The following is a 21763-nucleotide window of genomic DNA, read 5'->3' on the forward strand; positions in this document are numbered from 1 at the left end:
AATATTCGGGATGCTCATGTAAAATAGAGGTTAGTTTAGTAGATTGGGGAGGGAATGAGAAAAGTGACCATACATAAGATGAGGACGACAAATTTTGAAGACAGAAATTATTTAGAATGGAAAGAAGTCGCTGTTAAATCATTAAGGGGAAAACCTTTTGAAGAACTGATTACGAAAACACCAGAAGGAATTGATTTACAGCCGTTATATATCGGGGATCAATTAGATAATATAAGTGCGATTGCTACGATTAGAGAAGCAAAGCAACAAACTGGATGGATTGTCGCGCAACAACAATATGCGCTAGATGCGAAGTCATTTATTGCGGAGCTTACGAATTCAATTGAACGCGGGAATGAAGCAATTATCTATGACGGGGCAAATCCATTTGAATGGGATGAAAAGTCCTTAGAGAAACTGGCCAAACTTATTGCTTCGTATCCAATATTCATTACAAATACTAGTGAGAATGACCAACTACTCAAAGCATTTGATATCGTAGCTCAAGAAGACCGCAGCAAAGTGCGAGGTGCTGTTTCAATAAGTGGTTGGCGTTTACCTGAAGATTATCCAAACGTCCGAACAATTTGCGCGGATGTACGCAGTGCGCATTTAAACGGTGCAGATGCAGTCACGGAGTTGGCGCTCGCGATTGCTGAGGGTGCAGAGAATGCAATTACTTATCAATCATTTCGTGAACTTAGCGACCAGTTTTTTGTTCGTTTCGCGATTGATACTCATTTCTTTATGGAAATTGCCAAAATCCGCGCTTTTCGTATTTTATGGAATGCACTTGGAAAATCATTTGGAGAGAAGACGGTTACGCATATTCCTATTTTGACGGAAACATCGCTTCGAACGTATTCGAAATTAGACCCGTACGTCAATCTATTGCGCGCAGGAAATGAAGCGTTTTCAGCTGTTCTCGGTGGAGCCGATGTGATTACTGTTCATCCGCACGATGTGTTGACAGGCACAACCCCGGCGTCTATTCGTTACGCACGAAATGTTCAACTCGTTATTAAGAATGAAACACTTGTGGATAAAGTGCTTGATCCTTCAGGCGGTTCCTATTTTATAGACACCTTGACGAATGAACTTGTAGAAAAAGCATGGGCCTTATTTGTTGAAATTGATGCAGCTGGTGGATACAACGCATATGTTAAAAGCGGAAAACTTGGACAACGTTTGAAAGCATGTCGTTCAGCCAGTGCAGAAGAAGTAGCAAAAGGGAAGAAATCATTAATCGGCACAAATATTTATGCAGATTTATCGGCTATTGAGTTGAAAGAAACGTATGGAATTGAAGTGGAAGGCCGACTAGCAGAACCTTTTGAAAAGATAAGAGCCCATTTTCAAGAACTACAACCGAAAACTATATTACTCACGTTTGGCGAATTAAAAGATGTTAAACCACGTGCAGATTTTGTTAGCGGATTGTTGGCTACGGGTGGCGTTCATTCAGAGTGGAGTCCACTATTTACAAGTGCGCAAGAAGCAAACGAGTGGCTCGCGCATGAAAAACCGGATTATGTAGTTGTCTGTGGGAACCCAAGTGTAACAGAAGAAGTCATGACAGATTTACTTCAAGATTTTCCTAATGGAATTTTAATCGATGCAGCTGGAAAATATGAAACTGAAGTAAGTGAACACTGGCTTGCAAACGGTCTTAATGGGTTCATTTTCAGCGGGCAGGACAAAATAGCAAAACTTACGGAAATTAAAAATAAATGGAAGGGAGACGCGAACAATGAAAAAGCCTAATTTTAGTGAAATAAATCCATTACTTGGTGCTGAATCATTAAACGAACCATCTCCTTTAACAGGAAACCCATTTCTTACGAATGAAGGAATCGATATTAAAGCAGTTTATTCAAAAGAAGATGTTGAAAGTGTTTCCCATTTAAATGATTATCCCGGGATTGCACCGAATACGCGCGGTCCATATCCGACGATGTATGTGTCTAGACCTTGGACTGTTCGTCAATACGCGGGCTTCTCAACGGCTGAAGAAAGTAACGCATTTTATAGACGGAACCTTGCGATGGGGCAAAAAGGGTTATCTGTCGCCTTTGACTTGGCGACGCACCGGGGCTATGATTCCGATCATCCACGCGTGACGGGCGATGTCGGTAAAGCTGGGGTTGCAATCGACTCGGTTGAAGACATGAAAATCTTATTCGACGGAATCCCGCTTGACGAAATGTCCGTTTCAATGACAATGAACGGTGCAGTGTTGCCTGTCATGGCGTTTTATATCGTTGCGGCTGAGGAACAAGGCGTAACGCCAGATAAACTTGCGGGAACTATCCAAAATGATATTTTGAAAGAATATATGGTTCGTAATACGTATATTTTCCCGCCGGAAATGTCGATGAAAATTATTGCCGATATTTTTGAATTTACATCCGGGAAAATGCCGAAATTCAATTCGATTTCAATTTCGGGCTATCATATGCAAGAAGCGGGTGCCACCGCGGATATCGAGTTAGCGTATACGCTTGCTGACGGACTAGAATATGTTCGTACAGGGTTAACAGCAGGCATCGATATCGATTCATTTGCACCAAGATTATCGTTCTTCTGGGCAATCGGCAAAAACTACTTCATGGAAATCGCGAAAATGCGCGCTGCTCGTAAAATGTGGGCGCAAATGATTCAATCTTTTGAACCAGAAAATGCAAAGTCCTTGGCGCTACGCACACATTCGCAAACGTCTGGTTGGAGCTTAACGGAGCAAGATCCATTTAACAATGTCACGCGCACGCTTATTGAAGCAAATGCGGCGGCAATGGGGCATACGCAGTCGCTCCATACGAACGCACTTGATGAAGCGATTGCGCTTCCGACAGATTTTTCAGCACGAATTGCTCGGAATACACAGCTGTTTTTACAAGAAGAAACATTGATGACCAAAATCGCCGATCCATGGGGCGGGTCGTATTATGTTGAAAAATTGACAGACGAACTGATGGAAAAAGCATGGGAATTAATTGAAGAAATCGAAGAATTGGGCGGCATGGCGAAAGCGATTGAAACGGGTCTTCCGAAAATGAAAATTGAAGAAGCCGCTGCTAAACGTCAAGCGCAAATCGATTCTAAAGCAGAGTCGATCATCGGCGTGAATAAATATCAACTAGACGTTGAAGAACCGATTGACATTTTAGATATCGATAATACTGTCGTTAGACAAAAACAAATTGACAGGATCAATCAAATGAAAGCTACCCGTGATGAAGTTGAAGTCAAACGCACTCTTGAAGTGTTGACCGAAACTGCTCGAACGGGTGAAGGAAATCTTCTTGCAAATGCTGTTGACGCGGCTCGTGCGCGCGCAACGATTGGGGAAATTTCAGATGCGATTGAATCGGTCTCTGGACGACATAAGGCGGTGATACGTTCCGTGAGCGGAGTATACAGTTCAAACTTTTCGAACCAGGATGAGATTGACGAAGTGAAACAGATGGCTGAAGATTTCATGGAAAATGAAGGACGCAGACCAAGAATTTTGATCGGTAAAATGGGGCAGGACGGTCACGACCGAGGGGCTAAAGTAATCGCTTCTTCTTTCGCGGATTTAGGATTTGACGTCGATATCGGCCCGTTGTTCCAAACACCAGCAGAAACTGCTCTGCAAGCAGCTGAAAACGATGTCCATGTCATCGGCGTTAGTTCGCTAGCGGCGGGTCATAAAACGCTGGTACCAGAATTGAGAAATGAACTTGTGAAAATTGGGCGTGAAGATATATTGATTGTTGTCGGAGGTGTGATACCAGCACAAGATTATGAATTTCTTCGCGAGAACGGGGCATCCGCAATATTTGGTCCCGGTACTGTCATTCCCGTCGCGGCGCAAAAAGTAATCGAGGAGATTTACCGTAGGCTTGGCTACGAGGAAGTGACGGATTAATGAATAAAAAAGACGATTTTCGTGTCGACAGTGCAATGAACGTCATGGACGGCATTAATTCAACGCATGATGGGATGACAGCTTTGCCTCGGAAACGTTTTGTCAAAAAGGATGGAGCTATTCCTATTTCGGAACTAACTACTAATATTATGAATGGATCACGCTTGGATCTAGCAAAAGGAATTACACTTTTGGAAAGCACTACGGAGGCCGATAAAAAGGCGGGGCAACAACTTCTTCTCAATCTACTCCCTACAACGGGTAATAGTATTCGTGTTGGGATTACCGGCGTTCCCGGTGCTGGAAAAAGTACTTTTATCGAAAGCTTTGGACTAATGCTTGCACAGGCCGGCCATAGAGTGGCGGTTCTCGCAATAGACCCGAGTTCCTCCATTACAGGCGGCAGTATTCTAGGCGATAAAACGCGGATGGAAGAATTAGCGAGACATCCAAATGCGTTCATCAGACCTTCGCCAACAGCGGGCACATTAGGCGGCGTGCATAAAAAATCGCGTGAAACGATGTTGTTATGCGAAGCAGCGGGATATGACATTATATTAATCGAGACGGTTGGCGTCGGACAAAGTGAAACCGTCGTTCGGGGCATGGTGGATTTTTTCATGCTACTCGTTTTGACCGGTGCAGGGGATGAATTGCAAGGAATGAAAAAAGGCATTATGGAGCTTGCGGATATGATTGTCGTTCATAAAGCGGATGGCGATAATTTGAAACTTGCTAAAAAAACAGTTCGAGAATACAAACAACTGCTTCATTTTTTACAACCGGCTTCACCCGGCTGGACATCCACAGCGCTTCCAGTGTCTTCGCTTGCTAACACAGGGCTAAAAGATGTTTGGGAAACGATAGGTAAATTTAAGAAGACAATGGAAGAGACTAATTACTGGGCTATGCGTAGAAATGAACAAACGAAAGACTGGTTCAGATCTATGATTGAAAATCGTTTAATAGATTCATTTTTCTCCGAACCAGGTCGTAAAGAAAAAGTGTCAGCATTGGAGTCGGAATTGATCAAAGGAAATATTACGTTAACGAATGCTGTTGAACAGTTGTTTGTAAAATAGAAAAAACAATGATTACTCCACGGTTTTATAGTTGCAAGTCCATTGCATGTCAATAATGCTCCTGTTATGATTACATTGAAGAAAGAAAGGATTGATATTAATGACTATGGATTTTAATCTTTTAATGAATGAAACAGTATCTCGAGCACGTTCCGAAATGGATGCAATCGGATATGAACAATTAACGACACCTGAACAAGTTGAGGATGCAGTTAAACGTCCTGGCACGACTCTTGTCATGGTAAACTCGGTTTGCGGTTGCGCAGGTGGAATTGCACGTCCTGCAGCACAGCATGCTATCCATTTTGATAAGCGCCCAGATCATCTCGTTACAGTTTTTGCTGGACAAGATAAAGAAGCTACAGCACAGGCACGCATGCATTTTGGTGAGGATCACTTGCCTTCATCCCCGTCCTTCGCACTATTAAAAGACGGTAAACTGGTTGCTGAAGTTGGCCGTTACGAAATTGAAGGGCATGACCCGATGTCAGTCGTCGCGAACTTGCAAGGCCAATTTGAAGAGCATTGCGAAGAAGTATAAAAAGTAATTCAAAAACTGTCCGGACACATTTGATTGTGTGCGAACAGTTTTTTTGTGTACATATAGCTTCGTGGGGCTTAACGCGTGCCCTCCGTTTTTGTAAATTACATCATGCTTAGACCCATTCCAAGTCCTGATACCAACATTAAAGCAATCATGATATAAAGAATCCATTTGCGTACGTTTTTATTGGCCATTTCATAATCTCCTTAAAATAATTCTTACTCCTATTTTAACAGAAATTGCAGAATTCACAACAGGTAGCGGAATCTTCTTGAAAAATGTACAATAGAAGGAGGGAGGGGTTTTGTTTGGTGAAAAATGTTGATCATATCGGAATTGCTGTAAAGAATATCGATGATTCACTTGATTACTACATACATACGCTTGGCTTAACGCTTTTAGCGATTGAAGAAGTAGCTAGTCAGAAGGTTCGCGTGGCATTCATTGATGCTGGAAACATTAAACTGGAATTACTTGAACCAATGGACGAAGGCGGCGCAGTCGCAAAGTTTATTGAAAAAAGAGGCGAAGGTATTCACCATATCGCATTTGGAGTAACGGACATAAGATCAAGAATGGTGGAACTTGAAGAAAAAGGGGTCCAATTATTATCAGACAAACCAAAACCAGGTGCAGGCGGGGCCGAAGTTGCGTTTCTGCATCCGAAATCTTCTTTTGGTGTTTTATACGAACTGTGTGAAAAAAGGGATAAAGGGGAATAATTGAATGGACATTTACGATAAAATCAATGAACTCTATGATAAACGAAGAGCAATTGAACTTGGCGGCGGCGATGAACGTATCGAGAAGCAACATGAAAAAGGGAAGTTAACTGCACGAGAACGGATTGATCTTCTGTTAGATAAAGATACATTTGTCGAATTAAACCCATTCGTCACGCATCGAACACGAGATTTTGGCATGGACATGCAAGTTGGACCCGGAGACGGCGTCGTGACTGGATACGGAAAAATCGATGGCAGACCCATCTATTTGTTTTCTCAAGATTTCACAGTTTTCGGCGGAGCACTCGGGGAAATGCATGCCATGAAAATCGCAAATGTCATGGATTTGGCTGCGAAAAATGGTGCGCCATTTATCGGTTTAAATGATTCGGGCGGCGCTAGAATTCAAGAAGGCGTTGTTTCTTTAGATGGTTATGGGGAAATCTTTTATCGGAACGCAATTTATTCTGGCGTGATTCCGCAAATCTCGGTCATTTTAGGTCCATGTGCAGGTGGCGCTGTTTATTCACCCGCAATTACGGATTTTGTGTTTATGACAGACAAAACAAGTCAAATGTTTATCACAGGACCAAAAGTGATTGAAACGGTAACGGGCGAAACCATTTCTTCAGAAGCGCTCGGCGGATCCAAAGTACATAACGCAATTAGCGGGAATGCGCATTTCCGCGGAAAAGATGAGAAGACTGTTTTGGAAAGTGTTCGTCAACTATTGTCTTACTTGCCGCAAAATAACGAAGAAAAGCCGCCGGTTAAGGACCGTGCTGAAAGTGACGATTACCGTCCTGATCTAGCCGATGTTGTTCCATATGAAGGCATACGCCCTTATGATATACGACGAGTGATTGAACAGGTCGTTGATGAGGATTCATTTATGGAAGTACAACCCGAATTTGCTCGGAATATTGTGATCGGACTTTCTCGCATTAAAGGTGAAACGGTTGGTCTAGTTTGTAACCAGCCGCGCGTCATGGCCGGCGGACTTGATATCGATTCTTCTGATAAAGCCGCCCGTTTTATTCGTTTTTGCGATGCTTTCAACATTCCGATTATTACATTTGAAGATGTAAGCGGATTTTTCCCGGGAGTCAAACAAGAACACGGGGGCATTATTCGCCACGGGGCTAAAATCTTGTATGCGTATTCAGAAGCTACTGTTCCCAAAATGACTGTAATTTTGCGAAAAGCTTTCGGCGGGGCGTATGTTGCATTGAATTCAAAATCGATCGGTGCTGACGTTGTATATGCGTGGCCGAATGCAGAAATCGCAGTTATGGGACCTGAAGGCGCAGCAAATATTATTTTCTCACGCGATATCGCAAACTCTGATAACCCGGATAAAACCCGTGCAGAGAAAATTGAAGAATATCGCGAAAAATTCGCAAATCCATATGTCGCAGCTTCTCATGGAATGGTTGATGATGTTATCGATCCAAGAGAAACGCGTATCAAGCTAATTCAAGCATTGGATATGATGCGAAATAAAAAAGAATCAAGACCTAAAAAGAAACATGGAAATATACCGCTTTAAGGAGATGGAATTTATTGAATAAAGAAAGACTATTAGACGAATTTTTTGAGCTCGTGAAAATCGACTCTGAAACAAAAGATGAACGTGCAATTGCAGATGTATTAAAAGTGAAAATGGAAGAACTCGGATTTACGGTCATTGAAGATGATTCCGCAGAAAGAAGCGGACACGGTGCAGGAAATCTAATTGCTTCTATTAAAGGTAACGTAGCTAACGCAGATTCGATTTACTTCACTTGTCATATGGATACCGTCGTACCAGGTCTTGGAATCAAACCAGAACTGCGCGAAGACGGTTATGTCTATTCTGACGGTACAACAATTCTCGGGGCAGACGATAAAGCAGGAATCGCAGCGTTATTTGAAATGATGCGTACGGTTAAAGAAAATAATATTTCACACGGGGATATTCAATTTATCATTACTGCGGGTGAAGAAAGCGGACTTGCAGGCGCGAAGGAAATGGACGCTTCACTCATCACATCGAAATACGGATACGCTGTAGATAGTGATGGTAAAGTGGGCGGTATTGTTACATCAGCACCATATCAGGCCAAACTATGGACGACGATTAATGGAAAAACAGCTCATGCAGGTGTTGCGCCAGAAAAGGGTGTATCTGCAATTAATATTGCCGCGAAGTCGATTTCAGCAATGACGCTTGGACGCATCGATGCTGAAACGACAGCTAATATTGGAAGTTTCCACGGGGGACGTGCAACAAATATCGTTTGTGACGAAGTTACAATCGTTGCGGAAGCACGTTCGATTAATCCGGAAAAATTAAAAAAACAAACGGATCATATGGTTTCCACATTTGAACAAGTAGCCGAACAAATGGGCGGTCAAGCAAACACTAAGGTTCAAGAAATGTATCCTGGATTCAGCTTTGAGGAAAATGCTGAAGTTGTTCAAACAGCCGTTCAAGCCATTAATAATATCGGAAGAACGCCTGAACTTTTAACGAGTGGCGGGGGTAGTGACGGTAACGTATTTAACGGCGCAGGTATTCCAACTGTAACGTTATCGGTTGGCTATGAAGAAATTCATACGAAAAATGAACGGATGCCGGTTGAAGAATTAAATAAACTGACTGAATTACTGATAGAAATTGTTAAAGTAACAGCAACAAAATAATATAGTGAATACCAAATAGATGGGGGGGAATCATGTGACGACTGTCGGTGAAACACGGGCAAGGGTCATCCTGCATCTTGATATGAATAGTTTCTTCGCTTCAGTTGAACAAGCACATGATCCCTCATTGAAAGGAATTCCTATGGCGGTTGCCGGAAATCCGAAACAACGCCGAGGAATTCTTGTGACTTGTTCGTATGAAGCAAGAGCGCTTGGCATTTACACGACGATGACAGTCGGGGAAGCAAGGCGACTTTGCCCCGACTTGGTTATCGTTCCGCCCGATTTTGAAAAATATAGAATCGCATCGAAAGCCGTGTTTGATATATTACGAACGTATACGGATCTTGTAGAACCGGTTTCAATTGATGAGGCCTATATCGATATTACTGACATCGGTGGACTTACCGATGCCATTTCGATTACAGAAGGGATTCAACAACGAATTCTGCAGGAACTAGATTTACCTTGTTCCATTGGAATTGCACCGAATAAATTTCTTGCAAAAACAGCATCTGATATGAAAAAGCCGATGGGCATAACCATTTTACGAAAACGTGAAATCGAAAAAATCCTTTGGCCACTTCCCGTCATTGAAATGCATGGGATTGGAAAAAGTACCGAAAAGAAAATGAACGAACTTGGAATTCATACCATCGGAGATTTAGCAACGGCTGATGAAAAGGTGGTAAGATTTTCCCTTGGGAAAAACGGGGAGCGACTAAGAAAACGAGCAAACGGCATTGATTACCGACCTGTAGATCCGGAGGCGGCGGAAGAACGAAAAAGCGTCGGGAGTTCGACGACGTTACCGATTGATGAAACCGAACTGAGTGAATGCTTAAAAACCTTCAAATGGTTGGCCAATAAAGTTGCACTGCGATTGGACCGCGAACAACTTGCGGGAACTGTGATCATGATTCAAATCCGCACGGCCGACTGGAAAAATCAGACGAGAAGCAGAACTATGCTCAATCCTTTGTATAAAGAAGATGAAATCTATCATGAAGCCATCGAATTATTCAAATTGTATTGGGACGGTGAACCGATACGCCTACTAGGCATTACGGTATCTAACGTCATCCCGATGAATGAAATATATGAGCAATTATCGATTTATAATTTTGAAAAACATGCGGAGGCAGAAAAAATTGATAGCCTCGTGAAAAATATAGAACAAAAATTTGGAACGGGTTCCATTAAAAGAGGACATTCTTAACATTACGTAGAAAGGCGGTGGATTTACTATGGAATTGCAGTTTTTAGGTACAGGCGCAGGGATGCCGTCAAAAATGCGTAATACGTCTTCGGTAGTTCTGAATCTTTCTGCAGAAGGAGAAGGATTATGGTTGTTCGACTGCGGTGAAGCGACGCAACATCAAATTTTACATACTTCATTGAAGCCCGGTAAAATAGCTAAAGTTTTTATTACCCACTTGCATGGTGATCATATTTTAGGTTTACCCGGATTATTGAGCTCCAGGTCATTTCTAGGCGGTGATGACGCACTTCATATATATGGACCAGTCGGATTAGAAAAATGGCTGACAACAACTTTTCAACTGACTCAAACTCATTTAACTTATCAGCTTGTCTTTCATGAAGTGACTGATGGGGTTGTTTTTGAAAATGAAGATTTTCTTGTCACAGCGAAATCATTGCGCCATGTCATCCCGTGCTTCGGTTATCGAATTGAACAAAAACCGCTTCAAGGGAAATTGCTTATCGATGAAGCTATTAAAAAAGGCGTACCTAAAGGCCCTTTGTTGAAACAATTAAAAGACGGAGACGACGTTGAATTGCCAGACGGTCGACTCGTCTTAAGTAGTGATGTCACGGGAGAACCGCAAGAAGGATTTACGGTTACGATTCTTGGTGACACGCGTTATTGCGCGGAAGCTATTGAATTGGCGCATGAAGCAGATATTTTAGTCCATGAAGCAACGTTCGATTTAGATACGGGGGATCTTGCAAAAGACTATGGCCATTCAACAATCGGTGATGCGGCAACAACCGCGAAAATAGCTGAGGCAAAAACACTTATAGCCAACCATATCAGCGCTCGTTTTATGCCGAAAGATATTCCGGAGTTGTTGACGCAAGGAAAAGCCATATTTCCTGAACTTTATATTGCAGAAGACTTCGCGAGGTTTGAATGGAAAAATCACACGGTAATTCAGATAGAATCATAAAGCAATCACGGCTAAACCCGGTTTTTCCTACCCCAAAGGAAAAACCGGGTTTAATTATTTATAAAGCACTTTATCAACAAGGTATTCGTTTAACAGTTGCGGAATATATAAGTGTGAGAGGGGAGATATGTTGAGAAAAATCCTTTTGGTGATTTCCGTACTAGTAGTGACAGTATTACTATTTTCATATTTCTCGAAAAACAAAACGATTCACAAAGACTATATATTTAAAGGTGAAAGTTCACATTGGATTGGTGAATATGTTTTTAAGGGAACAGAGAAATGGAAAGAAAAAAACAAAAGAACTACGTTATCGAGCGAAAGTAGGTACACATTGGCTATAAAGTATAAAGGGGATTTAAGCGAATTAGCGTCGGTGAAAAATCTTAGTTATTTTTATCAAACATCTCTTGGAAGTGGGAGTGGTGAGACATTGGAATTTGATGAGTCTCCCAATCAAATACTGTTCACAATTAGTGGCGGTGGAACTACAACAATGAATAAAGATGAAGTAATTGAAGTAACTGTCAAATGGGATTCATTTGAGGAGTCATTTGAATTACGTTCTACTGGTAAATAATCGAATCGGAAATCATTTTATCACCTAAAAAAACCCACGAATGAGAAAATCATAACCGATTCAGTTCACTGGTACAAAAGTTAAAAAATCAAGCGAAATAACATCAAATTAGCGGTGCTTTTTCATTTTTAATAAGGATTTTTGTAGTAATTATTTTATGATAGCAGTAGGATAAGTATATATTCAGTATTCAACAAAGGGCCAGATTGTGTAAGAAAGGGAGTTGGGATATGGGAGATTTTGAAGTAATGTTAATCTATTTGGCAGGTGTTTTTATTGTGTTTATTATAGCTTTACTATCAATTGTCAGAATGTCGACTAACAGAACTACAGCCTCAACAGACGATTTAAAAGAAGAGATGAAAAATCTTAAACAAAGAATTAATGAACTCGAAAATGAAAAGATGTAATTTTTAAGGATTTTTTATTCCATCAAAGGGTGCGTTAATAGAATAGTAAAAGTAAAGAAGGGACCTTATTGGTCCTTTTATTTATTGGGTAGCGAAATGTATCATTGTGCTTTAACTTACAAATTAACAGCAGTATTAACACATATATTAACGGAACTACAATAGTTATTGTATGTCTATATCACATCTAAAGCAGTAGCTTTTGCAACTTAAAGGTTGTTGTTTAGGCAAATAAAGAGAGTCCAATTCGTATGCGAATTCGGACTCCTTTTGTGTGTTTAGTTTAGTTTTTGTACCACTCAACTGAATGGGTTAAATTAATTATTAAATGTCCATCCCCGCTCATATTGTTTCGGAGATTCAATTTCTACACCAAGATCTTTCGCTGCTGTGTAAGCCCAGTAAGGATCTCGCAATAGCTCTCTTGCTAACAACACTACATCGGCCCTGTTGTTTTTCAAGATTTCTTCCGCTTGAATCCCGGTAGTGATTAGTCCAACAGCGCCTGTCGCAATATCCGCGCCTTCTTTGATTGTTTCTGAAAACTTCACTTGATAACCCGGATAAGCGTCGATTCTTGCTGGAACCACAGCCCCAGAACTCACATCAATCAAATCAACACCTTGTGCTTTCATCCAATTTGCCATTTCGATATAAGTTTCCGGCGTCATGCCGCCTTCCGTGTAATCATAAGCGGAAATCCGGACGAATAAAGGCCCTTCCCAAACTGAACGTACTTCATCGATGATTTCATGTAAAATCCGGTATCGATTTTCACTAGACCCACCATACTCATCGGTCCGTTTATTCGATAAAGGAGACAAAAATTCGTTGATAAGATAGCCATGCGCGCCGTGCAGTTCGATGACATCGAATCCAGCCTTCTTCGCACGAATCGCTCCGTCTTTGAATGCTTGAATTGTTTCCCTAATATCATCTGTCGTCATTTCAACAGGTGTTTTGTAGTTCTCGTTGAATGCAATTGCAGAAGGTGCATAAATATCGCCGTCAACTGTCGCTTTCCTTCCTGCATGAGCTAGTTGAATGCCGGTTTTTGCGCCGTGTTGTTTCATCAGGCGAACTGTTTCTGAAAGACCATCGATATGATCATCGCTCCAAATGCCAAGATCCTGCGCGGATATGCGACCTTCTGGTTGAACGGCCGTCGCTTCCACAATAATAAGCCCAACTTGTCCGACAGCGCGCGATGTATAATGAGTCTTATGCCAGTCTTCAATCATCCCATCGTCGTGGTGACTCGAATACATGCACATCGGCGCCATCACAATGCGGTTTTTAAATTCAACATCCCGTATTTTAAAGGGCTCGAATAACTTTGCCAAATAAATAACCTCCCAAATTAATTCTTCTATTAGTATAGCAAATGAGAGAGGGCCTAGACTGTATAGGTGCTTAGCCAATGTCATCGGATTTGATGAAAGTAAGCAACGTTTGAGCGATAGTAGGCAACGTTATCGCCAGAAGGAAGCGCTATATCAAAACTAGTTTAATACTTTAACTTTGCGCACCCAGTTCTCGCGACCGGGCCGTCGCACTTTCAATGCACGCTGAAATCGTTTCTTTAAATAAACGATTATCCAATGCTTGCAACCCGGCTGCAGTTGTTCCACCTGGACTCGTCACATTTTCCCGCAGTTCGGCTGGTTCCGTCCCAGTTTCTTTCATCATCGCCGCGGCACCTTCCAGCGTTTGAATAATGAGTGAACGTGCCACATCTTTTGTCAGACCTTTACTCATTGCGGCTTCTTCAAGCGCCTCCGCCAAGTAATAGACGTAAGCCGGACCGCTGCCGGAAAGGGCAGTCACTGCATGCAAATCATCCTCTTCCACTTCTTTCACTAGTCCAATTGCTTCCAACAGACCTAGAAGCTGTTTTCTCATTTTGTCATCCACTGCGGCGTTCATCGCTATGCCTGTTGCTGATTTTCCAATTGTAGCGGATGTATTCGGCATCGATCTTGCAATAGGTCTATTTCCAAGACCGTTTTTAATCGTGTTAATCGAAATTCCGGCGATTACAGATAAAACTGCAGTGTTTTTATTCATGTATAGGCTGATGTCTGACATTGCTTGCTGAATATCTTTCGGTTTCGTCGCAAGTACAACAAGGTCTGCGTTTTCGAATGCTTTTTTCTCCTTGCATACAATCGATATGCCGTACTTCTTTTGCAATGAAACTAATCTTTCATTATCGGATTTATTCATCACAAACACATCTTGTGGTTGTACCGCGCCTTGCTCTACTATTCCGCCAATAATTGCTTCCGCCATCGACCCCGCACCTACAAATATGATCTTTTCCAAAAAAATCGCCTCTTTCATTTCAATAAAATCAAAAAAATGCGTTCTCATCCTACTGAAAGGACGAAAACGCATGTTTCCGCGGTACCACCTAGATTTGCCGAATTTACGACACAACTTGTTTCCATCTTAACGCGAAGGCTACGGTCGTGTTTCCACGACAGCTCGGAAGCAGGTTCGAAATGGGAGAGGGATACGTGGCTCTCAGCCGGTGACCACATTTTCTTATCTCCATCACCATAACTACTCGTCTTCGTCAAAGCTTACATGTTCCTGAATTAGTCTGATTATTGCATGCCGTCTTATGAAAGTCAACTCCGGGGAAAAATTAATAATTCAACTAAAAGAAAGGATGACCGCGTCTTCCAAAAGATGTACAATGAACTGAATACCGATTCATTACATGAAGGAGATTTTCATATGATACATAAAATTAGTATCCCAACACCATTTGCTGTCGGGGATGTAAACGCGTTTCTCGTGAAAGGTGATGCGTTATCACTCATTGATGCGGGACCAAAAACACCGGAAGCATATGAAGCGCTCAAGCATGGATTGAAAGAGGCGGGTTATGCATTTTCCGATATTGAGCAAGTCTTCTTAACCCATCATCATCCTGATCATGCGGGATGGATTGATGCATTTGATAACGCTACAGTGCTCGGCCATCCATACAATGATTTATGGTTAAAGCGCGATGAAGCTTTTTTTACTTATCACGACAAGTTTTACCTTGATTGCCTTATCGAAGAAGGTGTACCTGATGAATATTTAGGTTGGGTGAAAAAGATGAAAAGATCTGTTGCCCTCATGGGGGACAGACCGTTGGATAAAATACTTATTGAAGGAGACGCGCTACCGGGACATCCGGGGTGGACAGCTCTTGAGACATTGGGACATGCACAAAGCCATCATGTATTTTGGAATGAAGGAACGCGCCAGCTGATTGGCGGCGACCTTGTGTTGCCAAAAATTGCATCAAATCCGCTTATTGAGCCGCCACTAAATCCCAAAGATAAGCGTCCGCGTTCATTGCTGCAATACAATGAATCCCTAAAAAGAATACTGACGCTTCCCGTTGAAGTAATTTACCCGGGCCATGGGGACGAAGTGCGAAATGCGCATTCGCTAATTGAAGCAAGACTTGGAAAACAACGAGAACGTGCCATGAAAGTGCTTGCCATGATGAACAATGGACCACGAACGATTTTCGAATTAAATAAAGCGCTATTCCCGGCTGTATACGAAAAAGAACTGGGGCTGACATTATCTGTAACAATCGGACATACTGATTACCTTGTCGACAAGGAACTCATTCGCGAAACCCGAGATGAAAGTGGTATTTTGCATTATGAAAAAGCATAAATCCTTCCTAATCACAGGCGCAACAAGCGGAGTAGGATATGCACTGACAAAACGATTGCTAAAAGAAGGGCATGAAGTTTGGGCAACCGGAAGAGACCTGGACGTTTTATGGGAACTACAAAATGAAGGTGCGCATACGATACCGGCCGATTTAACTGAAAAGGGCGGCATCCAATTTGTCATGAATCAAATTGACGCGCCCGATATTGTTATTTTTTCCGCAGGTGTCGGCACGTTCCAATATGCGCATGAACTTTCCAGCGAAACAACAAGTCGAACAATGGACATTAACGTCGTTGCACCTATCAAACTGACAAAACGTCTACTGCCGAACATGATGGCACGTAAAAGCGGCCATTTGATTTATCTTGGTTCACAGGCGGGGAAGGTCGCGACCCCGAAAGCCTCTGTTTACGCTGCATCAAAACATGCACTATTAGGTTATGCGAATGCACTACGTATGGAAGTTGCACCATTTGGCATTCACGTTACGACAATTAACCCAGGTCCGATTGATACACCATTCCTAGATCTCGCAGATGAGACTGGAAATTACCGCAAATCATTAAGTAAACATTTACTGACCGTAGAAACAGTTGTCGATTCGGTGATGCAATCGATTGAAAAACCTGTAAGAGAAGTGAATCTGCCTTGGTATATGGGAATCACAAGTAAACTTCACGCGCTTGCACCAACGCTTGTCGAGCGATTAGGACGCAACTTTTTTATGAAAAAATAGCAAGAGCGAGCTATATAGTGGAAACGATACCACAGTTAATGAAAAACCAGCCGATTAATTCACATCACGGCTGGTTTCATTGCTATTAGGCGTTCATTTCAGGAAACGTTATAGCCAATTTTTGGTTTATATTTATGACTTCCATGAGTTCATGATCAAAGAGGTAAGGCGTATCATTTTTATCTTGAGGTGTTATTTTTTCATATATATTTTTTACAGATAACACAGGAAATGTAACTGGCATAAATCGACCTTGGTTACGTATCGTCATATTTCCCATCAAAAATAGCTCTTTACTAGAAGCGGCAAAACTTAGATGCCCGACTTCTTTGTTTAAGCTTCCAGAAACGATTTTTACGTCCTGCAATAATGAAATCATACAGATAATAAAATCATTGATGATGTCTAAAGGTAATTTCTCCAAGCCAAGTTGTTGAAATAAAGCGTTGAAACCATTTCTGATTTCTTTAAATGAGAAGATGTTTTCAATTTTTCTTCGGTTTTTTTCTTTTCCTAGATTATTAATAATTTCTTTACATTTATCCAGGTATTCCTTTGCATAGCCTGTACTTTTCTCTCTATGTGCAATAAATTCTGCAAGTTCTTTAATCGCTTTAATATCGCTCGCATGTTCTTTAATGACCATTAAAAAACTATACACATCTTTTTCATCAAAACTTCTTTCGGAAAACTTTTTGTAGTAGTGATTCACTAACTGTTTTTCTTTTTTATCCATCATATTTCTCTCCTAATCTTGCATGCAAAATAGTTATGCTTCCTCTCAACTATATCATTTTCTATTATAAAGACCTGTACAAACGTATTTCACCGAATAGGGCGCTATCCATTCTTTGAAATAAAAAATGGTCAAGAGGGCAACCTCCTGACCATTTTATCTTATTAAGTTATTGACCACCAAAGAAAATAACAAGAATAGCAATAATCACGATAGCAACTAACGAGACGATCGTTACTTTCAGAGCGCTTATCGGAGCGTTCCCGCTGACTTTTCCGGTCTGTCCATTCACTAAAAATCGGTAAACCTTATGATTAAAGTGAAACGATGAAATCCAGATGGGCAATAAAATATGTTTATACGTAATGTCTTTGTAATTGGTAGAGACGCTCACAACTTGTACAACATCTCCATGAACTTGTCGTTCGATTCCATTTGTAATCCGCCTGTCGATAATCGCTTTGGCACCGTTCCAACCTTCTTTTAAAGGAATTGAATATCTTTCTGCCAAGAACCCCGATAGAAACTGAGATTTATAGTCAACAAGGGCGTTCAATTGGAATGGTTCGATTTTATGAATAAGATCGCTGGCAACATTTCGAGAGGCTTTTACTAGAACATCATCAAAAAACTCATTGTAATTGCCGTGCTCTGTCCGCCATCTAATTTTCCTGACCTGTTCTGTTACTCGTCTAGATTTTCCATCCTCAACGACTGTTCGAGTGACCGTAACATAATAATAGGTTCCGATTCGGACGACAAAGTTTGAGCGCGTCTTCGAGTCGAACGTCCAATAGGGAAGATACGCACCAGTGATTTTACTTAATTGATAAGACTTTTTCAGTGAAGATGGAGCGAAATAGCGCTTATTGATCCAAACTTTGAATTTCTCAATGGCCTCCTCTTTCGGTACTTGAAAAGGGAGGACCAAGGCGGGTTTGATCCCCGCGTGGTTTTCACTTGATGCAATGTGGGATGAGCCGCAAAATGTGCAAAAGTCAGCTACTTTGTCTTTATCCAAAACAGTTTCGGCACCGCAGTTCTTGCATGAAAAAACGCGTTTTTCATCATCCCAACTATGGTCATCTTTTTCTAGTGCTTGTAAAAAGCTATGCTCAATTGCATTTTCTTGTGTTTTTTCAATTTCTTTTTCGCTTCCGCAAAAAGGGCATTTAAGAGCTCCACTGGAAGGGTCGAAAACTGTATTCCCGCCACAAGAAGAACATTGATTTACTTCTGTATCTTCAATCTTTACTGATTCTGGCTGTTCGTTGTTTTCCAAGTTTGTCACGAGCTCACCTCTTCTTCACTGTTATAGCGTTTCTCCGCATTCACCGCAAAACTTGGCATTCGGATTATTTTCTTTCCCGCATTTTCCACAAGTTTTTTTGGCAGACTGATTTGTCCCGCATTCTCCGCAGAACTTCGCATCTTCATTTATTTCCGTTTTACAATTAACGCAAGGAACCTTTTTCTTTTGCACTGATTTCCCGCATTCCCCGCAGAATTTAGCGTTTTTATTGACTAGCGCATCGCAATGCGGACAATTTATTTTCTCAGGTACGGGAGTCGGTGATGGCGCTGCATGTTGTTGTTGATTGCCCGAAAACGCATTCGCCATAACGCCGCCAAGTGCAGCACCCGCTCCTAATCCAGCGCCTGCACCCGCGAGTCCGCCGCCTTCGTTTTTCGCAGCATCCCTAAGTGCTTCAGCCGCTTGGTATTGTTGATATTGTCCAAGGTTCCCGAGAACGCCCATCGATGTTCGTTTGTCCATCGCTTCTTCGACTTCTTTTGGCAGCGATAAATTTTCGATGTACAGGGAAGTGATTTCAAATCCAAACGCACTAAAACGCTCTTGCATTTTTTCTTTCCCTTGTGTGCTTAACTCGTCATAGAACATGGCCAAATCTAGTGCCGCTATTTTCGACTCTGCGAATAAATCAGTCAGACCAGAGATAATCATCTTTTTCAACTGATTTTCAATGCTACTCGTATCATATGAAGCATTCGTTCCGAATAATTCCTTTAAAAATACAGTCGGTTCGGAAACGCGGTAAGAATAGATGCCGTATCCGCGTAAACGAATCATCCCGAATTCGGGATCTCTCATCATTATTGGATTCGACGTACCCCATTTTTGATTAACGAATTGTTTCGTATTTACAAAATATACCTCTGCTTTAAATGGTGAGTTAAAACCGGTTTTCCAAGACTTTAACTTTGTTAAAATCGGCATGTTTTGCGTCCATAATTGATGCCTTCCCGGTCCGAAAACATCCGCAATTTCACCTTCGTTGACAAAGATCGCTACTTGCGATTCTCTGACGGTTAATTCTGCCCCCATTTTAATCTCGTTATTTTGAACAGGAAATCTGTAAACCATTGTATTTGTATGACTGTCTGTCCATTCAATTACTTCTATAAATTGACTTTTAAAGAATCCGAAAAGTCCCATATTTTTCGCCCTCCTAGTAGTTTCCATTCATATATAAACTAATGCCATTATATCATAATACGTTCGAATCTATTTTTGGTTTCATATTTAGTCGGTTGTAACTATTTCTAAAATTTACCGTCTACTTCATTAACGAGACGAGGAGGGAAAACCAGTGAAGAAAAAAGTAGCGTGGACGTGGTTAATTGTAAGCATTATTATCTTTATGACAGCTTGTAGCTCGAATGATTCAATGAAAGAAGAGAAGGGTATATATGAAGTTTCCACTGAATCATCTCTTTCAAATGATATGGGGGTTGAACAGGATAGTTCAGCAAGCGAAGAGGCGGCCATGGATGAAGAAGTAGAAGTCAGTAAAGAAGTCGGCAAAGTTTCAACAAATCGGATGATTATCCATCAAGCGAGGCTGCAACTGAACGTAAAAGACTTTGAAAAAGCCGAGCAAAATATAGAAAAGAAAGTAAATGAATACGGCGGATACATCGTGGAATCTAACGTATACCGAGAAGATGATGAATCAGTCAGCGGTAATATTACAGTTCGAATTCCAGAAAAACATTTTCAGAAGTTTTTGACCGCCACAGAAGGCGAAGCAGCTGACATTCTAGAACGCACGGTAACCGGTCAAGATGTAACGGAGCAATACGTCGATTTGAAATCAAGAGTTAAATCCAAACGTGCGGTTGAAGAAAGATTGCTTGATTTTATGGGCGATGCGGAAAAGACAGAGGATTTATTAAAAATATCGTCTGACTTAGCTGCTATCCAAGAAGAGATTGAAGTAATTGTCGGGAAAATGAATTATTTAGAAAATCAAACATCTTATTCGACAGTTGAAATTTCGATGTTTGAAAATCGAGTTATTGTACCTGGACTAGATAATAAAGACTTAGATACTTGGGATAAAACGAAAAAGCAACTTGCGACAAGTACGAACTTTTTACTTGCAGCCGGTTCGGGTTTAATCGTGTTCATCATTGGAAATTTACCGATTTTTATACTTTTACTTCTGATTGGACTGGGCGTTTATTTAGCCTTTATTCGAAAACGGATTAAGTAAATTTGAATTTCTGATATTTTAACGGACACCTGCGAATAGAATGGTAAGGTATAACGATTTTTCTAATAAAGGAGAAAACAAAATGAGTTTGAACCAAATCATGCGCATTGCAGTCATCCTTATTGGAATTATTATCGGGATTAAATTCTTGCTGTTCTTATTCGGAGGATCCCGGGATGAGCTGAGCAAATCCATTGCCGCCGATCATATTGTAAATGTGGATGTGTCCACGGATATCGGCGACATTCAAATTGCACCGCATGATGGGCATGACATACGGGTGCAACTAGAAGGAAAAACGACGAAGAAACCGTCAAAAAAGTTCAAGCTGACTTTAAAAGAAAAAAACGGCGAAGTAATTATAAAAGCGAAAACAAGTTCCGGATTTCTTTCTTTCCGAAAATTATCTGATGGTTATACCATTTTGGTGGAGCTGCCAACTAAACAATATGATCGTCTTTTGGTACACGCCGATGTTGCGAATATCTACGTCGATTCAATCTATGCCAATGAATCGCAGACAACTACAAACGTGGGTAATATCAACTTAATCGGAATAGGCGGCGTGATTAATGCCCAGTCGGAGGTCGGGGACATTACGATTAGCTTACAAAGTATTGCGAATAACATTCAAGCGAAAACCGAAGTCGGGAATATTGCCGTGAAAACAAAAGAAGCACCGCTCGCTCTCCAAACGGACATAAACAACAGTGTCGGGAATAAAACAATCAACCTACCGAACGAAGCGGGCGGTTCTATTGGAATCGGGGGACCGAACGTCAAATTGACAGTAGCTGTTGGGAATGTCTCTTTGTCACTCAGCGATTAATCATTAATATAAAAGCCGACGCAAAAATGTCGGCTTTTTCTAATTCCTTTTTTTACTGTAAAAATTTCTCATTGATTAATGATAGAAAAATGGGCTATACTAAACTACAGAACATACGTTCCGTGG

General features: G+C 41.3%; 21 protein-coding genes. 15 read left to right on the top strand and 6 right to left on the bottom strand.

What is annotated here, in order from left to right:
- Window positions 1-63 precede the first annotated feature (63 nt).
- The 4 genes from JSQ81_RS01520 to JSQ81_RS01535 all read left to right on the top strand — a co-directional run bounded on the left by JSQ81_RS01520 (window position 64) and on the right by JSQ81_RS01535 (window position 5533).
- Window positions 64-1764 (top strand): methylmalonyl-CoA mutase family protein, encoded by a 1701-nt coding sequence (locus JSQ81_RS01520; RefSeq protein WP_212605992.1) that lies wholly within the window; start codon window positions 64-66, stop codon window positions 1762-1764.
- Window positions 1751-3910, top strand: coding sequence for a methylmalonyl-CoA mutase (gene scpA / locus JSQ81_RS01525; protein ID WP_212605993.1), 2160 nt, complete (start codon window positions 1751-1753; stop codon window positions 3908-3910). The genes JSQ81_RS01520 and scpA overlap by 14 nt, the downstream gene beginning before the upstream one ends.
- On the top strand, window positions 3910-4992 hold the full coding sequence (meaB, locus tag JSQ81_RS01530) for a methylmalonyl Co-A mutase-associated GTPase MeaB (RefSeq protein ID WP_249336599.1): 1083 nt from the start codon (window positions 3910-3912) through the stop codon (window positions 4990-4992). Before scpA ends, meaB begins: the two co-directional genes overlap by 1 nt.
- A gap of 100 nt (window positions 4993-5092) precedes the next feature.
- Entirely contained in the window at window positions 5093-5533 is a 441-nt protein-coding gene (locus tag JSQ81_RS01535; protein ID WP_212605994.1) for a BrxA/BrxB family bacilliredoxin, read from the top strand.
- A 104-nt stretch (window positions 5534-5637) separates the two neighbouring features.
- Here the strand turns inward: JSQ81_RS01535 and prli42 are convergent, their stop codons facing one another.
- Window positions 5638-5730, bottom strand: a complete 93-nt coding sequence (prli42, locus tag JSQ81_RS01540; protein WP_212605995.1) for a stressosome-associated protein Prli42 — start codon at window positions 5728-5730, stop codon at window positions 5638-5640.
- A gap of 117 nt (window positions 5731-5847) precedes the next feature.
- On the opposite strand from prli42, the gene mce reads away from it, so the two are divergent.
- From mce to JSQ81_RS01575, 7 genes are all read left to right on the top strand, one after another.
- Window positions 5848-6258: a methylmalonyl-CoA epimerase gene (mce, locus tag JSQ81_RS01545; protein ID WP_212607505.1), complete on the top strand. Its 411-nt coding sequence runs from the start codon at window positions 5848-5850 to the stop codon at window positions 6256-6258.
- Window positions 6259-6262: 4 nt separating this feature from the next.
- Window positions 6263-7810 carry an acyl-CoA carboxylase subunit beta gene (locus JSQ81_RS01550; RefSeq protein WP_212605996.1) on the top strand — a complete coding sequence of 516 codons (1548 nt, stop codon included), beginning with the start codon at window positions 6263-6265 and terminating at the stop codon, window positions 7808-7810.
- A 14-nt stretch (window positions 7811-7824) separates the two neighbouring features.
- A complete protein-coding gene (locus tag JSQ81_RS01555) occupies window positions 7825-8946 on the top strand; it encodes a M20/M25/M40 family metallo-hydrolase (protein ID WP_212605997.1) in 1122 nt (373 codons plus the stop codon).
- Window positions 8947-8980: 34 nt separating this feature from the next.
- On the top strand, window positions 8981-10165 hold the full coding sequence (locus tag JSQ81_RS01560) for a DNA polymerase IV (RefSeq protein ID WP_256437721.1): 1185 nt from the start codon (window positions 8981-8983) through the stop codon (window positions 10163-10165).
- 28 nt (window positions 10166-10193) lie between these two features.
- Window positions 10194-11138, top strand: a complete 945-nt coding sequence (gene rnz / locus JSQ81_RS01565; RefSeq protein WP_212605999.1) for a ribonuclease Z — start codon at window positions 10194-10196, stop codon at window positions 11136-11138.
- A gap of 127 nt (window positions 11139-11265) precedes the next feature.
- A complete protein-coding gene (locus tag JSQ81_RS01570) occupies window positions 11266-11718 on the top strand; it encodes a hypothetical protein (protein WP_249336600.1) in 453 nt (150 codons plus the stop codon).
- Window positions 11719-11948: 230 nt separating this feature from the next.
- Window positions 11949-12128, top strand: a complete 180-nt coding sequence (locus JSQ81_RS01575; protein WP_212606000.1) for a hypothetical protein — start codon at window positions 11949-11951, stop codon at window positions 12126-12128.
- Window positions 12129-12445: 317 nt separating this feature from the next.
- Here JSQ81_RS01575 and namA read toward each other — a convergent pair whose 3' ends face one another.
- Both namA and proC read right to left on the bottom strand, forming a co-directional pair.
- On the bottom strand, window positions 12446-13471 hold the full coding sequence (namA, locus tag JSQ81_RS01580; protein WP_249336601.1) for an NADPH dehydrogenase NamA: 1026 nt from the start codon (window positions 13469-13471) through the stop codon (window positions 12446-12448).
- Window positions 13472-13643: 172 nt separating this feature from the next.
- Entirely contained in the window at window positions 13644-14453 is an 810-nt protein-coding gene (gene proC, locus JSQ81_RS01585; RefSeq protein ID WP_212606002.1) for a pyrroline-5-carboxylate reductase, read from the bottom strand.
- A gap of 417 nt (window positions 14454-14870) precedes the next feature.
- Here proC and JSQ81_RS01590 point away from each other — a divergent pair, with 417 nt between their 5' ends.
- Both JSQ81_RS01590 and JSQ81_RS01595 read left to right on the top strand, forming a co-directional pair.
- Window positions 14871-15815 carry an MBL fold metallo-hydrolase gene (locus tag JSQ81_RS01590; RefSeq protein ID WP_212606003.1) on the top strand — a complete coding sequence of 315 codons (945 nt, stop codon included), beginning with the start codon at window positions 14871-14873 and terminating at the stop codon, window positions 15813-15815.
- Complete coding sequence (locus tag JSQ81_RS01595; protein ID WP_212606004.1) at window positions 15802-16554, top strand: SDR family NAD(P)-dependent oxidoreductase; 753 nt, start codon at window positions 15802-15804, stop codon at window positions 16552-16554. Before JSQ81_RS01590 ends, JSQ81_RS01595 begins: the two co-directional genes overlap by 14 nt.
- A gap of 85 nt (window positions 16555-16639) precedes the next feature.
- On the opposite strand, the gene JSQ81_RS01600 is transcribed toward JSQ81_RS01595, so the two are convergent.
- From JSQ81_RS01600 to JSQ81_RS01610, 3 genes are all read right to left on the bottom strand, one after another.
- The gene (locus tag JSQ81_RS01600) at window positions 16640-17290 is read right to left on the bottom strand and encodes a hypothetical protein (RefSeq protein ID WP_212606005.1); all 651 of its coding nucleotides are present in this window, start codon (window positions 17288-17290) and stop codon (window positions 16640-16642) included.
- A 169-nt stretch (window positions 17291-17459) separates the two neighbouring features.
- On the bottom strand, window positions 17460-18581 hold the full coding sequence (locus JSQ81_RS01605; RefSeq protein WP_212606006.1) for a Lar family restriction alleviation protein: 1122 nt from the start codon (window positions 18579-18581) through the stop codon (window positions 17460-17462).
- Between the two features lie 21 nt (window positions 18582-18602).
- The gene (locus tag JSQ81_RS01610; protein WP_212606007.1) at window positions 18603-19748 is read right to left on the bottom strand and encodes an SPFH domain-containing protein; all 1146 of its coding nucleotides are present in this window, start codon (window positions 19746-19748) and stop codon (window positions 18603-18605) included.
- A 154-nt stretch (window positions 19749-19902) separates the two neighbouring features.
- Here JSQ81_RS01610 and JSQ81_RS01615 point away from each other — a divergent pair, with 154 nt between their 5' ends.
- Window positions 19903-20808, top strand: coding sequence for a DUF4349 domain-containing protein (locus JSQ81_RS01615; protein WP_249336602.1), 906 nt, complete (start codon window positions 19903-19905; stop codon window positions 20806-20808).
- Window positions 20809-20890: 82 nt separating this feature from the next.
- The gene (locus JSQ81_RS01620; RefSeq protein ID WP_212606008.1) at window positions 20891-21637 is read left to right on the top strand and encodes a DUF4097 family beta strand repeat-containing protein; all 747 of its coding nucleotides are present in this window, start codon (window positions 20891-20893) and stop codon (window positions 21635-21637) included.
- The last annotated feature ends 126 nt before the right edge of the window (window positions 21638-21763 follow it).

It is taken from the genome of Sporosarcina sp. Marseille-Q4063 (genome assembly GCF_018309085.1).
Taxonomy (GTDB): domain Bacteria; phylum Bacillota; class Bacilli; order Bacillales_A; family Planococcaceae; genus Sporosarcina.

What these genes read in the sequence shown, in the direction of transcription:
- JSQ81_RS01595 (WP_212606004.1), top strand. Translation starts at nt 15,802, where the DNA reads ATGAAAAAGCATAAATCCTTCCTAATCACAGGCGCAACAAGCGGAGTA.
- JSQ81_RS01550 (WP_212605996.1), top strand. Translation starts at nt 6,263, where the DNA reads ATGGACATTTACGATAAAATCAATGAACTCTATGATAAACGAAGAGCA.
- JSQ81_RS01590 (WP_212606003.1), top strand. Translation starts at nt 14,871, where the DNA reads ATGATACATAAAATTAGTATCCCAACACCATTTGCTGTCGGGGATGTA.
- JSQ81_RS01620 (WP_212606008.1), top strand. Translation starts at nt 20,891, where the DNA reads ATGAGTTTGAACCAAATCATGCGCATTGCAGTCATCCTTATTGGAATT.
- prli42 (WP_212605995.1), bottom strand. Translation starts at nt 5,730, where the DNA reads ATGGCCAATAAAAACGTACGCAAATGGATTCTTTATATCATGATTGCT.
- JSQ81_RS01600 (WP_212606005.1), bottom strand. Translation starts at nt 17,290, where the DNA reads ATGGATAAAAAAGAAAAACAGTTAGTGAATCACTACTACAAAAAGTTT.
- rnz (WP_212605999.1), top strand. Translation starts at nt 10,194, where the DNA reads ATGGAATTGCAGTTTTTAGGTACAGGCGCAGGGATGCCGTCAAAAATG.
- meaB (WP_249336599.1), top strand. Translation starts at nt 3,910, where the DNA reads ATGAATAAAAAAGACGATTTTCGTGTCGACAGTGCAATGAACGTCATG.
- JSQ81_RS01610 (WP_212606007.1), bottom strand. Translation starts at nt 19,748, where the DNA reads ATGGGACTTTTCGGATTCTTTAAAAGTCAATTTATAGAAGTAATTGAA.
- scpA (WP_212605993.1), top strand. Translation starts at nt 1,751, where the DNA reads ATGAAAAAGCCTAATTTTAGTGAAATAAATCCATTACTTGGTGCTGAA.
- JSQ81_RS01535 (WP_212605994.1), top strand. Translation starts at nt 5,093, where the DNA reads ATGACTATGGATTTTAATCTTTTAATGAATGAAACAGTATCTCGAGCA.
- JSQ81_RS01570 (WP_249336600.1), top strand. Translation starts at nt 11,266, where the DNA reads ATGTTGAGAAAAATCCTTTTGGTGATTTCCGTACTAGTAGTGACAGTA.
- JSQ81_RS01575 (WP_212606000.1), top strand. Translation starts at nt 11,949, where the DNA reads ATGGGAGATTTTGAAGTAATGTTAATCTATTTGGCAGGTGTTTTTATT.